Origin of the sequence: Clostridium gelidum (assembly GCF_019977655.1) — a bacterium.
Taxonomy (GTDB): Bacteria; Bacillota; Clostridia; order Clostridiales; family Clostridiaceae; genus Clostridium; species Clostridium gelidum.
This window is the reverse complement of the sequence record NZ_AP024849.1, coordinates 2,991,493-3,005,388: the sequence shown is the minus strand read 5'-3', so window position 1 is coordinate 3,005,388 and position 13,896 is coordinate 2,991,493. Positions and strand designations below refer to the sequence as shown.

Sequence of the window (13,896 nt, the reverse complement as noted above, 5' to 3'; positions counted from 1 at the left end):
AAGAATAAACGTTGCAAGTGTATTTTAATATATTTTCTTATAAAAAGTTATTATAATTTGTTTTTAGGAGGCAACTCATTTATGCTATCCCAAACCACTCAATACATAAGAAGTTTAAAAATCAATAGAGATAGTATCCCCTCTTTTGATGAGTATCCATTTAACCTACCTGCAATTTGCAATCTATCCACTTTAGAATTCCATCCAAGAGTAACATTTATCGTAGGCGAAAACGGAGCTGGAAAATCGACTATTTTAGAAGCTATTGCAATAGCTTACGGTTTTAATCCTGAAGGCGGTACTAAAAATTTTAATTTTTCATCAAATGATACTCATTCCGAACTAGATGAACATATAAAATTGATCAAAGGGGTTAGATTACCGAAGGATGGATTTTTCTTCAGAGCTGAAAGTTTTTATAATGTAGCAAGCAATATAGATGTTTTAGCTAGATCCGGCGGGTCTTCTTTTTTGAATATGTATGGTGGGAAATCTCTTCATGCTCAATCCCACGGAGAATCTTTCTTTTCAATTTTTGTGAATAGATTTTCTGGTTATAGCCTTTATATACTTGATGAACCCGAAGCTGCACTTTCTCCATCAAGACAGATGGCAATGATTAGAAGGATTCATCAATTGGTTGAATCTAATTGTCAATTTATAATTGCTACCCACTCTCCTATTATAATGGCATATCCAGATGCTGCTATATACGAAATAACAGGTTCAAGTATAAATGAGGTTGATTATGATGAAACTGAACATTATCAAACCATGAGGGCATTTTTTGATAATCCTAAAAGAATAATTGATATGCTTATAGAAGAAGATGCTGAGGATTAAACATTAATATTGAACAAAAAAACATGCTAGAAAAATATTTAAAATTTATTATATACAAAGACAAATGAATCTATAAACATTAAATGTATAGATTCATTTTTTGATTTCAATATTAAATTTTATTTAATTACTTCTCCGATTAGAGAAAATGAATTTGCCTTAACTATTTTTACGTTAACTAATTGACCTATTAGCTCTTTTGAGCCTTCAAAATTTACAAGTCTTGCATTTCTAGTTCTACCTGTTAATCTTGACTCGTCATTTTTGCTAGTGCCTTCAACTAAAACTTCATATATTTTTCCTTCAGCTTCTTTATTACCTTGAGCTATGACATCATTTGAAATCTTTACTAATTTATTAAATCTTTCATGTTTAACGTCATCTGGAATTTGATTTTCCATTTTATCTGCCGGTGTATAATTTCTTCTTGAATATAAATAAGTAAAGGCTGCATCGAATCTAACTTCTTTAATTAATTCTATTGTTTCATTAACATCTTCTTCAGTTTCTCCAGGGAATCCCACAATTAAATCTGTAGTAAATGTTACATCAGGAATTTCACTTCTTATTTTCTTAGCTAATTCTAAATATTGTTCCTTAGTATAATGTCTATTCATTTCTTTTAGAATTCTATTTGAACCACTTTGCACTGGTAAGTGAATTTGCTCACATACCTTATCACAATCTCTTATAGCATAGACTACATCTAAAGTTAAGTCTTTAGGATGAGAAGTCATAAATCTGATTCTTTCAAGGCCTTTTATCTCATTTATTCTTCGGAGTAGATCTGCAAAAGTTATGCTTTCTTCTAATCCCTTTCCATAAGAATTAACATTTTGGCCTAAAAGAGTTACTTCTTTATATCCTTTAGCTACTAATTCCTTTATTTCATTTTCTATGTCTTTGGGTTTTCTACTTCTTTCTCTGCCTCTAACATAAGGTACGATACAGTATGTACAAAAGTTATTGCATCCATACATTATAGTTACAAAAGCTTTTGTATCACTTTTTCTATCTATTGGAAGCCCTTCTACAATCTCAGTTTCCTTATCTACAATTTCCTTAACTTGAACGCCTTCTGTTTTAACTCTGTTTAGATATTCTGGAAACTTGTATGAATTATGTGTACCAAATATTATATCAACATAAGGGAATCTTTTTAGCATTTCATCAGCCTTCCCTTTTTGTTGCATCATACAACCACATATTGCTATTATTAAATCTGGATTTTTCTCTTTTTGCTTTTTTAACCTTCCAAGATTACCGTAAACCTTGTTTTCTGCATTTTCTCTAACACAACAAGTATTAAATATTATTATAGATGCTTCTTCCTTATTTTCAGTTCTTTCATACCCTATTCTTTTAAGCATTCCTGAAAGTTTTTCAGAATCTTCTTCATTCATTTGACAACCAAATGTAGAAATACAAAATAGTTTATTTTTATTAGTAGCCTGTTCATTATCTAATTTCTCTATATCAAAATTCATTATTTTTCCTCCGTTTTATAATACAATTCCCATAGTATTATAACAAATAATACTTATAAATAAAAGACTATAACTATTCTATATTTTTATACCAAGTGATAAAAGATTCATATTCTTTAAATCCAATCTTATTATATAAAGATAATGCTTTATCATTGCTCTTATCAACTCTTATATAAATATTCTGTATAGACTGTCTATAACAAAGTTCAATCAAGTATTTAACTAACATTTCTCCATATCCGTGCTTTCTATATTCATCAACTATTCCAAGATTAACTATTGTATAAAGTCCATTATTACAGATAATTTGGCCATAGCCAATGGCCTGTCCATTTTCTGTGCAGATAAAAACACCAAAATCTTTTAAATAATATTCTTCATCTTCTTCTATTTTAATATCTCCCGCACTTAGTGGGATTCTATTTTTTTCATGAAACACTGAATTTTGAATTTCACACCTTAGCTCTTCATCTTGTCCTTCTTTAAAATGCTTAAATATTATTTTATTTTCATCAAGATTTTTATTATACGTAGTTGTATGCATTTTCATTAATATATTTTTAGAATTCACATTAAAATTTAACTTTTTCATGATAGCTGTAGCTTTCGAATTAGCCAACATATCAAATCTAAATGTATTAACCTTCGAAAGAGATAATATCTGCGAATTAAGCAATTCAATGTACTCATCCTTTAAGTATATTGCATATATATTGCTAAAGCCTTCATCTGAAGGATATTCATACCAAATGTATCCAACATATTCATTTTTTACTTTAAATAATTTAATTTGTTTTCGTATAATATATTTTATAAAAAAAGGTTCCTCATTATAAATTTCAAAAAAACTTTTATCACAAATATAGGCATTTTCACTTTTATTGTATAATTTTTTAAAATAATTAATATTAAATATTGATAATTTTTTCATAAAAACCATAGAAATTCCCCGTTTCCCCATTAATAAATAAAATGATTTTTAGCTTTAGGTGGCGCTTCCTTAATAGACTGTAATTTTCTTCACCTAAAGCTTAGAAGAACTTATCCCCCCAAAAGGGGTAACCATTCCAGTAGTTAGCATTCGTAACACTTCTAGTTAAAAAATAGGAATGTTACGAATGCTAGCTATCGGATAAATTATAATTGTTCTAAATAATATAGTCAACTTTTAATAATAAAGATATAAAATCTCAGAGAGCATATTTTAAAAAACGTTTCCTTCATTTAGATAATTTATTATTTTATCTTTACGAAGGAAACATAAGATATTTCAGATCCTAATAATAATATATACTTTTTTTATACTTTTATTCATTTAATTCCATTTGCTTTTTGTTATTTGCGTGTTTTTAATTTCCCCTTCAAATCCTTTAACGGTATAATGTTCCGTTAATTGTGATGGATCATATGAAATATATCCACCTTTGTAATTATAATAACCATCAGTCATATTATTTTCATCAGAATAATTCGTATGTTTTTTACTCATAATAACCACTCCTTCTTCACTTAATATAGTGCATAGCAGTATTATATTATAGTAAATCTTCTATTTATTAGTAGAACACCATTGATTATTAGTAGCAGTTTTTTCATGTTTATGACAAGATTCTTCTTTGTCATAAGTTCTTGGTACAGAAGTCCAATCGTTATTACCTTCATTTTTTCTTTCATTATTGTCAACAAAAGAAGTACTTAAATCTTTACCTTTTTTATTTTCTTGTGAAGTTATCTGTGAGGAATTTTCCAATATACTATTTTTTTTAGATTCATTATTCATAACAAACACTTCCTTTCTACAAGTATAGATTGTGCACTAACGTAAATTTTTATCCGTATTTTAATTATCCTCGTTTATCAATATTATGATTTTCTAGGTTATTTATTACTTCCAAAAACATATTATACATTTCAACTTTGTTATCTTCATTAGAAAGAATTTTCACTCCAAAACTTAAAACCAATATAGCATATAATGCAAAAAATAATGGTCCAAGTCTTTTTACATAGATATCCATATATGAAAAAACTCCACTTGCTGTGAGTCCTGCAAAAAGTGAAGCACCGATTCCACATCCACCACTTGAATATGAACCAAGTTTAGTATTTATAAAAATCTTTTCCATACTTAAATTAATACTTTCTTCATTTTCGTACCATTTCCAAACTTTATTATACATTAAAAATTTCGTTTTAGTTTTATCATTAGTAAGTTTAAGTAATGTTTTAAAAGAATTCCTGTATTTTATAATAATCTCAGAAGTATATATTTTGCAATTTTGAGGAATCACTCTTCTGCTGCACACATAGGATGTATATATTTTTTTATCATTTGATTTTTTGTTATTATTATTTTCATTAAGATGTTTGCTACTTAATTGTGTGATTTTATTAATTTCCATTTCAATATTTCCTCCAAAACTTAAATTCAAAAATTTAATCACATTTAATTTAGTTTTCTTTTATCAATATAAAATATTCACTCTCTCCACAAATATTGCAAATTACTTTTTAATATAAAAAAATAAAGCTACAAAAAACCAACATAAAATAGTCAGTTTTAGTAGCTCTATTTCCATTATATGTAAATATTTTCAGATAGAGTTGCACTATAACTATTAATAATGAACTCTACATTTTTAATTTATATTATTTCGAATTTTTATTTTTCTCATTGTCTTTTTTTAAGTAATTAGTATTATCGTCACCTCTAAGCCATGCATTTATTAAAGTTTCAGCAGCTCTAGAAGCTTGTTCTTCTGTAAGAGTTATTTTCTTTTCTTTAGAATCATCACTCATTTTATACTTCTCCTTTATGCTAAATAGACTTAAATTTTTATATACTTATGCAGTTAGCTATATTATTTTTACAGCCGAAGCTGTTTTAACATAGTATGGAGTTGATTTATAATACAGGCTTATTTTGTATAAGTCTAATAATATAACTTAATGTATGAAATTCTCTATCAACTTCATGTTTGACATAATGAAGTCCCTCTATTAAAGTTGTTTCATCGAATTTTTCACTTAAAATCAATAAAGATAATGTATTTATAGTTCCATCCTTAGTGTCAAAAACTCTTGATTTTTTAATAAATTGATTTTCCATTGCATTTAATACTACTTTTTCTAGTTTCTCACTAATTTCAAATTCAGGCATTGTATCAAAAACTCTTATGCCTTTATCATTAAGGTTTAAATTTTTAGCTTTAGTTACATCACAACCTACAAAGATTGTATTTTTAAATTTTGCATCAACAAAATCTACAGCATCTAAGTTTGCTCCTTCAAATACCGTGTCTTCTAATTTAGCTTCTTTGAATTTACAACCTTTTAAATTTGAACCTATTAATTCTGCCCCTTTAAAGCTACATCTAAAAAAATTACATTTTTTAAAATGAGCCCCTCTTAAACTTGCAAAATCAAAATTTGAATTTGAAAAATTGCAGTTGTAACATTTACTTCTATTAAGGTTTTTATAAATAAAATTTTTATTAGTTTTTTCTGCATTATCATAATAAAAATTTTCTGGTGCGCTTCTATTTATAGCCATAATTATTACCCTCTCTATTCTTTAATATCAATTTTTGAATTTTCTAAAACTTCTATTGAAACAACTTTTATTATCTCATTTCATTTTAGTTTAATGTTATTTCTACATTTTATCACATTTATCAATAATTATATACTTTCCGGAGTTATCTTTATGTATTTACTAATTATTATATATTAAATACGGCAAATACTTAGTTTCTAACATTATTATAAATCTAAATATTTAACAGTAATTTTACCATAAGATTCTAATAATGCATTACAGACATCTTCTACTTGCTTATCTGTAAATTTCATTTCAGCAGATATAAAAATTTCTTTTAGCTCTTCCTTTGTTTCTTTCATATCATTACTAAGAGCATTTTTTCCATCCTCTTCTTTCAAGTTAATCTTACTAATATTTAAAAGTATATCATATATCTTCATATAAGATAAGTATTTTACTGACTTGTCCCATTTGTTATCTTCTTAAATATCCCATTTACCATATAATACTCAATTAAACTCTATTCAAAAATAAAATAAGAATATCAAAAATTAGTTAATACATTATACGTTAAGTACTTACTATTTTTGATATTCTTATTTTTAATTTTAGCGCTTTTGATTAATTGTCATATCTCGACCTCTAGACACAACTTTATTTTCAATATCTTCTTTTTCAACAAAAGCCTTAACTTTTGATTGTGACATGCTACCAGTTTCTAGAATAGTTTCTTCCTTTTTATTTTTTGACATTTAAATCATCTCCCTTCTAACTTATCTGAATGTTTCACCTTATATTATTTGAATTTTATTAAAAGTTATGTGTATTATTTTTAAATATAATTTGATAAATTACGCAAAAAGATGTAAACTAATATTAAATAATATTAGTTATTAATAAAAAAACAAAAATTCTTACCTATACCTTAATTTTTTATTATAAAGGAGATGTCAACATGTTAAGCGAAAAATTACTTAATCATCTTAATGCTCAAGTTAATTTTGAAATATACTCGTCATATGCATATTTATCTATGGCAGCCTATTGTGAATCACTTGATTTAAGTGGATTTGCCAACTTTTTTAAAGTTCAATGCCAAGAAGAACTATTCCATGCAATGAAATTTTATGACTACATATTTCAAAAAAATGGTGTTGTAGTATTAGAACAAATTGAAAAACCAAATAGTAACTTTGAAAATATCTCAGATGTTTTTGAAACAGGGTATGAGCATGAACAACTAGTTACAAGTAGATTATACAGAATTGCTGATATAGCAACTGAGGAAAAAGAGCATGCAACTATTAGTTTGCTTAATTGGTTTATTAACGAGCAAGTCGAAGAAGAAAATACATTTAATACTATTTTAAAGAAAATTAAAAGAGCTGAAAATAATCCAGCCGCTTTATATATGTTAGATGACGAACTTGGTGCAAGAGTATATGTAGCACCTACAACAACTAATGCTTAAAAATACAATAATAAAATTTCAATTTTGATACAGTAACTTATGTAAAATAAAGAAATAGAAGGGAAATTTCTTCCCTTCTATTTCTTTGCTACATTGTTTTATTTTTTCAAATCTCCTTCAAGCCAGTTTATAAATTGCTTTGCTGTTCTTGGCGAACGTGCATTATGCCATCTTACCCACTTTAAAGCTTCTGCATGAAGATATTCTGTATCAACTTCAAGTTTGCGTGCTTCTACTATTCCATCAATTATATTTAAATATTCTTTTTGATCTGGTGAGTAGAAAGATACAGTTATTCCAAATCTATCTGATAAAGATAACTTTTCTTCTATAGCATCACTAGCATGTACATCATCCCCAGCTCTTTCGCTAAAGGTTTCCTTAACTAAATGTCTTCTATTTGTTGTTGCATAAATTAGCATATTGCTTGAATTACTTTCGACTCCACCTTCTAATATTGTCTTTAAGGCAGAATAACTAGCTTCTCCCTCTTCAAAAACTAAATCATCAACAAATACTATAAATTTTAAATTCTTATTTTTAAGAATTCTAATTATCTTTGTAAAATCTACAAGTTTATCCTTATCAACTTCAATAAGTCTTAACCCTTCAGTATAATATTCATTTATTATAGCTTTAACAGTCGAAGATTTACCTGTTCCTCTTGAACCATATAATAAAAGATTATTAGCCGGATGTCCACTTAAGAATTGCTTTGTATTATCAATAATTGTTTCCTTTTGATGTTCATATCCAACCAAGTCCTTTAATGTAACTGGATCCGGTGCATCTACACCTCTTAGATATGTTTTATCATCTTCATGTTCCCAAACAAATGCTTTATATTCTCCAAATATTCCAGTACCGTATTGTTTATAGAACTCTATAATATTTTCTAAGGAATCTCCCCAATTATCACAATTTAAAATGTTTAATTTCAATTTATCCATAGCTTTATATGAATCATAATTGTCGTCAGAATCAACTTCAAAGTCTATAAGGGCATTTATTACCTCTATTTCAAAATTCTTTGCCTTACCTTTATGTATTATAGTTTCTTTAAGTTCTTCAGATGTTATACTTGATATGTATTCAAGAGCTTTAAGTTCAAACTTTACTTGTTTTATAATATGCTCATTGCTTAAATTTTCATTGTCTATCATACTTGTAAAAGAATTATTATCTAAGAAAATCATATCAATTATGTATTTTTTGAAAGAAGTCCCATCAGCCTTATTTAAAATCTCATAAACAAAATCATTATAAAGAGTGATTCCTTTTTCTATAGAAATTTCTTTTTTATTTAAATATTTCAATAATATTTTATACTTCTTTAATACATTATTCTCTTTTACATTTGTAAAGATGCATAATGAATTTATCAGTACATTTGCTTTTTTTATTTGTTCAGATTCTGTATACATATATGTTGCCCCCTATAAATATTACATTTAATAATATTTTACTACTTTTATTGACTTTTTACTATTATTTTTCTTGATTTAATTATCATTTAGTATTTATCTTAAGTTTAAATTAATATAAGTTGACATACATATTGATGATGTTATAATTATAATTGCGCTTTTGGCGTGGGTGGGTGAGGGAGTTATGAAAGTTAGGTTGAATTGAAAGGATGAAAAAATTTTTTAAGTTAAAAGAACACAATGTTACAGTTAAGGGGGAAATATTAGCAGCACTAACATCATTTTTTGCGGCAGTTTACATTATAATTGTCAATGCTAATATATTAAGTGATGGTGGTATTCCAGTGGAACCATTAATTATTGCTACCGTATTATCGTCTGCTGTAGGATGTCTATTGGTTGCTATCATAAGCAACACCCCACTAATAATTATGCCTGGTATGGGAATTAATGCGTTATTCACATATACCATAATTCAAACTTTAGGGCTTAATTATCATCAGGCTTTGGCCGCAGTTTTTATTTCTGGAGTAATATTTGTAATAATTGCATTAACTCCATTATCAAAATCTCTTATTGAAGCTATACCTCATAATTTAAAAGAAGCTATAACAATTGGGATTGGGCTATTTATAACTTTTATTGGCCTTCAAAAGGCTAAAATTGTAGTAGCTGATACTTCAACTTTGCTTAAGCTTGGGGATATTACAAGTCCAGAAGTTTTGGCATTTATTGTTATCATGATTTTCACCTTAGTACTATTTTTAAAAAATGTTCCAGGTAATTTTCTAATTTCCATAATAGTAGGTACTATCATTTGTATAGGGTTTGGTATAGTAGATATTAGAAACATAAAATACACTATGCCAAATTTTAATGATTATAAAGATATATTTTTCAATTTAGATTTTAGTGCCTTAGGAAATATTAAATTCTGGATAGGAATATTTTCATTAACTTTAGTACTACTATTTGAAAACATTGGAATACTTCATAGTCAAGTTTCTGGAATACTAAATAGACCTGATAAGACATCAAAGGCATTAATTGCAGTTTCATTCTCCACAATTGGATGTGCTCTTTGTGGTACAAGTCCATCTGTGTCTACTGTTGAAGGCGCTGCAGGATTAGCAGCTGGAGGTAAAACTGGTTTTACAGCTGCAATAACAGGACTGCTATTTTTAGTCTCACTATTTTTTATTCCACTAATTTCTATTATTCCAAATGCAGCTTTAGCTCCAATTCTTATTATAGTTGGCTGTTTAATGGCTTCTAATTTAAGAAACTTGGATTATGATGACCTTAGCGAACTATTTCCATGCTTTATAACAATAGTTGTAATGCCACTCACATACAGCATAATCAACGGAATAGCTTTAGGCTTTATACTTTATCCAATTTGTAAATTATGTTGTAAAAAAAGTCATGAAGTGTCAGTTTTAAGATATGCTACATCATTTGTTTTCTTACTATATTTTGTGGCAAATTCACTTATGCATTAGGAATATTCGAAAAAATAATAAGCTAGTATGTTAATATTTAATTCGTTTTCATACTTTCATATTCCTTAAATAGAAAGCAACAATAAAGAGCTGTCTTAATGTGAAGACAGCTCTTTATAATACCCCCATATAATAGGATATGTTATTTTATATTTTCCACTTAATTCTAATAATCAAGTTATCGTTCCTTTTCACCGCTTCTATTTCATGACCTTGTTTTTCTACTAATATTTTAGTAATAGCTAGACCTAATCCAGTATTTTGTCCACTTCTCATTCTATCTGCTGTGAAGAATCTTTCAAATACTTTTTTTGCATCCTCTTCAGACAATTCAACTGCTTTATTTGAAAATTCAGTAATGATATACTTTCCTTCTAGCTTCAAACTTATTTCAAGATTTCCCTCAGCATGTTTTAATATATTTTGAATTAAATTTGTAAATATTCTAATTACTGCATTTTTGTCACCATATATTAATGGTGCATTTTCATCTATATTGATTTCAGGTTCAAGGTTTTTGTTATTAAAATCTTCATAATATGTTGCTATAAGCTCACATAGTATCGACTGTAAATTGATTTTTTCTATATCTATAGTATATTCATTTGCTTGTAATCTAGATAAATCATAAAAACTTGAAATTAAATCTTTTAGCGCGCTTGATCTCTTTTCTATAATTAAAAGATACTCAGCATGCTCATCTTTTGATATACTTTTATCATTTAATAATTGAATATACCCCATTATAGAAGTTAATGGAGTTCTTAAATCATGAGAAATATTAGCTATTGCTTGCCGAAGTTCTAAATCCATCTCTTTAGACTTACACTGAATTTCTTTGTTTAGCTTCAATGTATAATTAATTTCCAAAAGCAAATCTTCTATATTACTATTTGGATATGATATTCTAAGAAGTTCATTAGTATCATTATTATTTATAATTTTTAATTTCTTAGTTATTAGTTTAATTTCATTTCTTCTTAAAATTAAGAGAGTGAAATTAATACATAATAGAATTGATAGTATTATGGTAATCAGATTTTGCATATTTTATCACCCCCAGTATATAGGTATATAGTCTAACTTATATTTATTTAATGTAAATTAAAAAACTTGCTATTTAACTTCAGTTCTTTTAAATAATAATCCTCCTAGTGTAGTGAATATAATAAAACTAACAATACCTACTAATAATACATGGATTATTTCGTTATTTCCAGCTGATAAATTACTCATTATTGAAGTTTGATTATAAAATAAATAATCATTTACTATAATTAATTTGCTCCAAACACTTCTGCTTAATAGTTTTATTATATCTGTTAGTATTAACAAAATCGTAATATAGCTAACTATTGCTATACCCTCTTTTTTTATTCCTATTACTAATAAATTAGATAATGCAAGTCCAGCTAATAAAACTGGTAAAAGAGCTACTATTTTTATAAGTAATCTTATTAACATATCATTATTGTATCCATCTCCAGGATTTAATAATAAAAGTCCACATAAAAACACTCCAATAATTATTATTCCCATAAGTATTATAATTAATATTTGCACTATTACTTTTCCTAAATATATCTTTTCTCTAGATACATTAGATGTAATCAGATTTTTAAGAGAATTATATTTATATTCTTCAAAAAATACTAATGAAAATAATACTATTAGCAAAAGCGCAAAACCTATTCCTGCTGGACATACTTCTGATATGACAAAAACTCGATTTGTCATATTTGATGAAAAGACTACTTCAGTTAATAAAATAATTGATGATACTATAAAAGTAATAATATAAAAATATGGTCTGTGTATATATTTGTAAATTTCTGCTTTAATTATATTTAACATTAACTTTCACCCCTTACTTTATATCCTGTTTATTGAATATTATAGCTGTAATTATAGTTAAAACTACTGTATAAACTAATCCAATTAACACTGCCTTTATTATTTCTGGTGTTGTAGAATTCATATCTCCAACAATCTCTAATTGTGTAGATAAAAGAAATTCACGAATCACCCCAAACTTATTCCACAAAAGCTTCTCAAGAATGAACGTTAATATTCTTATTTGCATAATAATATAATATATAACACATACTATTGCTTCCTTTTTTATAAGAATAACTAATAAATTTACTATAGTTATTCCACCTAAGAATATAGGAGTTGATGCTATAAATCTAAATGTAAATCCTTTAAGCATTTCACTACTATAGCTATCCCCAGTTATTATCATATTTACTGATAATAAAAACACTATCATGCACATAGTCGCAATTACGACTGCTAAAATTATTTGGACTATAAATCTACTAAAAAATATCTTACTTTTGGAAATATTAGAAGCACATAAATTTTTAAAAGTACCTTCTTTATACTCTTCTGAAATTACTGGACAAAAGACCATCATCAAAATTAATATTAGTGGAAAATAAGTAAATGTTAATGATAAGAACTTTTCTCGTGTATAAAACGCTATTCCTGAAAATTTCCCTGCAACTAATGCAGTTACTAAAAATGTTCCAATACAAAGAAGTAGTGTTGCTATATAAGTAAATGGCCTTTTTGAATATTTATAAATTTCTGCTTTAATTAAATTAGTCATTACTTATTTCCCCCTATTAGATTTAAGAAGTATTCTTCTAAATTACTTCCTACTCTCTCTAGTGAAGAAATCATAACTCCTCCATTAAATAACGACTTACTTACAACTTCTGGTTCTTCTAAATATCCATAAACTCTTATAGAATTGTTATTTAATACCTCATAATCTTTGCATTTCAAATTTTCCTCCAAAATTGTTGTTGCTTTTTCCGCATTATCAACTTTTATAGATAAATAGTGTTTGCACTTATTTTCTAATTGTTCAACTGAAATTTCTTCTATAAGCTCTCCATTATTTATAAATCCATAACATGTTGAAAGTTGTGAAAGTTCTCCTAAAATATGACTTGAAATTAAGATTGTTGTACCTTTAAGTTTGTTTAATTTTATAAGTAGCTCTCTAACTTCTTTAATCCCCATTGGATCCAATCCATTAATAGGTTCATCTAATATTAAAAAATCTGGACTTCCCATTATTGCGAGTGCAATACCTAATCTTTGTTTCATACCTAATGAAAAACCTTTAAACTTTTTCTTTCCTACATCAGATAACCCTACAATTTCTAATGCTTCATCAACGCATTCTTTTCCAATTATTCCTCTTTGAATTCTGTAATATTCTAGATTTTCCTTAGCACTTAAATATGGATAAAAAGATGGAGTTTCTATCATTGCACCTATTTTAACATGTTCCTTTATTCTATCTTTTTCATTAGTTGCTCCAAATAATTCAATTTCTCCACTTGTTGCATGTGACATAGATAAAGCCATTCGTATTAAGCTAGTTTTACCAGCTCCATTCTTTCCAACTAAACCATATATATCACCTTTTTTTACAGTTATATTTAAATTTTTTGCAGCATAACTCTCTCCAAATTTTTTGCATAAATTTCTTGTGACAAGTATATTGTCATTCATTAAAATCATCCTTCCGTATTTCCTTTTTTCTATGGTTTTATTCTACGATACAAACACCAAGATACATTAAAGAAAATATTAAGAAAGTATT

General features: G+C 26.9%; 17 protein-coding genes. 3 read left to right on the top strand and 14 right to left on the bottom strand.

Annotated elements, in window-relative coordinates:
- Positions 1 to 81 precede the first annotated feature (81 nt).
- Positions 82 to 843 carry an AAA family ATPase gene (locus psyc5s11_RS13500; protein WP_224038086.1) on the top strand — a complete coding sequence of 254 codons (762 nt, stop codon included), beginning with the start codon at positions 82 to 84 and terminating at the stop codon, positions 841 to 843.
- A gap of 119 nt (positions 844 to 962) precedes the next feature.
- Here the strand turns inward: psyc5s11_RS13500 and miaB are convergent, their stop codons facing one another.
- The 9 genes from miaB to psyc5s11_RS13455 all read right to left on the bottom strand — a co-directional run bounded on the left by miaB (position 963) and on the right by psyc5s11_RS13455 (position 6,626).
- Complete coding sequence (miaB, locus tag psyc5s11_RS13495; RefSeq protein WP_224038085.1) at positions 963 to 2,330, bottom strand: tRNA (N6-isopentenyl adenosine(37)-C2)-methylthiotransferase MiaB; 1,368 nt, start codon at positions 2,328 to 2,330, stop codon at positions 963 to 965.
- A 73-nt stretch (positions 2,331 to 2,403) separates the two neighbouring features.
- Positions 2,404 to 3,273 carry a GNAT family N-acetyltransferase gene (locus psyc5s11_RS13490; RefSeq protein WP_449720076.1) on the bottom strand — a complete coding sequence of 290 codons (870 nt, stop codon included), beginning with the start codon at positions 3,271 to 3,273 and terminating at the stop codon, positions 2,404 to 2,406.
- A gap of 375 nt (positions 3,274 to 3,648) precedes the next feature.
- Positions 3,649 to 3,822, bottom strand: a complete 174-nt coding sequence (locus tag psyc5s11_RS13485; protein ID WP_224038083.1) for a hypothetical protein — start codon at positions 3,820 to 3,822, stop codon at positions 3,649 to 3,651.
- A 60-nt stretch (positions 3,823 to 3,882) separates the two neighbouring features.
- Positions 3,883 to 4,113 carry a hypothetical protein gene (locus tag psyc5s11_RS13480; RefSeq protein ID WP_224038082.1) on the bottom strand — a complete coding sequence of 77 codons (231 nt, stop codon included), beginning with the start codon at positions 4,111 to 4,113 and terminating at the stop codon, positions 3,883 to 3,885.
- 64 nt (positions 4,114 to 4,177) lie between these two features.
- Positions 4,178 to 4,735 carry a hypothetical protein gene (locus psyc5s11_RS13475; RefSeq protein ID WP_224038081.1) on the bottom strand — a complete coding sequence of 186 codons (558 nt, stop codon included), beginning with the start codon at positions 4,733 to 4,735 and terminating at the stop codon, positions 4,178 to 4,180.
- Positions 4,736 to 4,982: 247 nt separating this feature from the next.
- Entirely contained in the window at positions 4,983 to 5,132 is a 150-nt protein-coding gene (locus tag psyc5s11_RS13470) for a hypothetical protein (protein WP_224038080.1), read from the bottom strand.
- 106 nt (positions 5,133 to 5,238) lie between these two features.
- On the bottom strand, positions 5,239 to 5,886 hold the full coding sequence (locus psyc5s11_RS13465; RefSeq protein ID WP_224038079.1) for a pentapeptide repeat-containing protein: 648 nt from the start codon (positions 5,884 to 5,886) through the stop codon (positions 5,239 to 5,241).
- Between the two features lie 209 nt (positions 5,887 to 6,095).
- Positions 6,096 to 6,314 carry a hypothetical protein gene (locus tag psyc5s11_RS13460; protein WP_224038078.1) on the bottom strand — a complete coding sequence of 73 codons (219 nt, stop codon included), beginning with the start codon at positions 6,312 to 6,314 and terminating at the stop codon, positions 6,096 to 6,098.
- Positions 6,315 to 6,482: 168 nt separating this feature from the next.
- Positions 6,483 to 6,626, bottom strand: a complete 144-nt coding sequence (locus psyc5s11_RS13455) for a hypothetical protein (RefSeq protein WP_224038077.1) — start codon at positions 6,624 to 6,626, stop codon at positions 6,483 to 6,485.
- Between the two features lie 203 nt (positions 6,627 to 6,829).
- On the opposite strand from psyc5s11_RS13455, the gene psyc5s11_RS13450 reads away from it, so the two are divergent.
- Positions 6,830 to 7,345 carry a ferritin gene (locus psyc5s11_RS13450; protein ID WP_224038076.1) on the top strand — a complete coding sequence of 172 codons (516 nt, stop codon included), beginning with the start codon at positions 6,830 to 6,832 and terminating at the stop codon, positions 7,343 to 7,345.
- Positions 7,346 to 7,443: 98 nt separating this feature from the next.
- Here psyc5s11_RS13450 and psyc5s11_RS13445 read toward each other — a convergent pair whose 3' ends face one another.
- Entirely contained in the window at positions 7,444 to 8,769 is a 1,326-nt protein-coding gene (locus tag psyc5s11_RS13445) for an ATP-binding protein (protein ID WP_224038075.1), read from the bottom strand.
- 212 nt (positions 8,770 to 8,981) lie between these two features.
- On the opposite strand from psyc5s11_RS13445, the gene psyc5s11_RS13440 reads away from it, so the two are divergent.
- Positions 8,982 to 10,274, top strand: a complete 1,293-nt coding sequence (locus psyc5s11_RS13440) for an NCS2 family permease (RefSeq protein WP_224038074.1) — start codon at positions 8,982 to 8,984, stop codon at positions 10,272 to 10,274.
- Positions 10,275 to 10,421: 147 nt separating this feature from the next.
- Here the strand turns inward: psyc5s11_RS13440 and psyc5s11_RS13435 are convergent, their stop codons facing one another.
- The 4 genes from psyc5s11_RS13435 to psyc5s11_RS13420 all read right to left on the bottom strand — a co-directional run bounded on the left by psyc5s11_RS13435 (position 10,422) and on the right by psyc5s11_RS13420 (position 13,805).
- Complete coding sequence (locus tag psyc5s11_RS13435; protein ID WP_224038073.1) at positions 10,422 to 11,321, bottom strand: sensor histidine kinase; 900 nt, start codon at positions 11,319 to 11,321, stop codon at positions 10,422 to 10,424.
- A 69-nt stretch (positions 11,322 to 11,390) separates the two neighbouring features.
- Positions 11,391 to 12,128: an ABC transporter permease gene (locus psyc5s11_RS13430; RefSeq protein ID WP_224038072.1), complete on the bottom strand. Its 738-nt coding sequence runs from the start codon at positions 12,126 to 12,128 to the stop codon at positions 11,391 to 11,393.
- 13 nt (positions 12,129 to 12,141) lie between these two features.
- Complete coding sequence (locus tag psyc5s11_RS13425) at positions 12,142 to 12,888, bottom strand: ABC transporter permease (protein ID WP_224038071.1); 747 nt, start codon at positions 12,886 to 12,888, stop codon at positions 12,142 to 12,144.
- A complete protein-coding gene (locus tag psyc5s11_RS13420) occupies positions 12,888 to 13,805 on the bottom strand; it encodes an ATP-binding cassette domain-containing protein (RefSeq protein WP_224038070.1) in 918 nt (305 codons plus the stop codon). Before psyc5s11_RS13420 ends, psyc5s11_RS13425 begins: the two co-directional genes overlap by 1 nt.
- Positions 13,806 to 13,896 lie beyond the last annotated feature (91 nt).